2 protein-coding genes are annotated in these 1,182 nt (G+C 69.5%); both read right to left on the reverse strand.

Annotation, left to right across the window (positions count from 1 at the left end; all coding sequences use genetic code 11):
- Nucleotides 1–499, reverse strand: a 499-nt coding sequence (locus P3T41_RS36850) for a transposase family protein (protein WP_280695025.1), incomplete at its 3' end; no start/stop codon positions are given.
- A 58-nt stretch (nucleotides 500–557) separates the two neighbouring features.
- Nucleotides 558–1,034, reverse strand: coding sequence for a hypothetical protein (locus P3T41_RS36855; protein ID WP_280695026.1), 477 nt, complete (start codon nucleotides 1,032–1,034; stop codon nucleotides 558–560).
- Between the last annotated feature and the right edge of the window lie 148 nt (nucleotides 1,035–1,182).

Below are 1,182 nucleotides of genomic sequence, written 5' to 3' on the forward strand. Positions count from 1 at the left end.
AGCGGCCCGGCCTGGCCACCGAGATCCAGATCAGGTTGCCCTTCTCGTCGGTGAGAGCGAGGAACAGCAGGCCGTGGGCCTTGTGCTTGCCGGAGTAGTTCGGCCGGTTCTCGTCCCCGGTGCGGCGGCGGGTGCGCACGAGGGTGCCGTCGAGCAGGACGACCACGCCACCCTTGCGGGCGATTTTCCTCAGGGCTCGGTCCAGGCGCGGGGCGCGCGCGGCGAGGAGTTCGATCACCTCCAGCAGCCAGCGGCGGATGGTGGAAGCAGAGACGTCGTTGCCGCCCGCCATGTCACAAAGCCGCTGGTCATGGCGCAGGACGGCGAGGACGATCAGGGCGATCCTGCCGGGCGGCAGCTTGCGCCAGCGCGAGCCGATCTTCTTCAGATAGCCGCGGATCAGGTCGCTGACCATGGTCGCGGTGGCGGTGGACAGCTCGAGGCGGCACTGGTAGACAAGGCGGCCAGGGCCCTCGGCGGGGCTGGTCTTCTTTCGCATGGAATCCCCAACCTCCGCTGGGGGCCTTTGCGTTACGCCGGGATCAAGCCGCGATCGGTCATGCGGGAGGCAGCGGCAGGGCGGTGAAGCGGCCGGCGGGAGTGCGGTGCAGCCAGCCCCGGTCGGCCAGGCGCTTGAGCTTGTCGCGGACCGGCTCGACCTGCCCGGGCTGGGTGTCCTTGCCGAGCTTGACGCTGACGTCCTTGGCCGGGACCGGCTCCGGTGCCGCGGTCACGATCTTCATGATCGCCTGGTAGTCCGCGGGCAGTGCGCTCGTCTCCAGGCCGTCTCCGCGGTGCGGGACCAGCAGCATCCCGCCCGCCCCGGGCGAGGTCGTGACCCGCTCGAACTCCTCGGCCATCACTGGGTCGTCAGCCGTGCCGGCCCCCTGGGCGTCGGCGAACTGGCCGAACACCACCTCCGCGGCCTTCAGTCGGGCGACCTCGATGTCGATCTCGGCAAGCTCCTTGCGCAGTTGTTCGGCACGGTCGGCCAGCACCACTCGCCGCTGCATCACCCACACCAGCACATCCACCAGTAGCCCCTCCCAGCATCCGACCTTCCGGAGACTACGAGTCGGGCGCGGCTGCCACCGCGGTTCCCGGGAATCGACCGCATGACGGACGATCACCTGCTATCGATCACGCCCCTGACCAGTACGAGCACCCCACCTCCGACCCACA

The organism is Kitasatospora sp. GAS204B, assembly GCF_029892155.1.
Taxonomy (GTDB): domain Bacteria; phylum Actinomycetota; class Actinomycetes; order Streptomycetales; family Streptomycetaceae; genus Kitasatospora.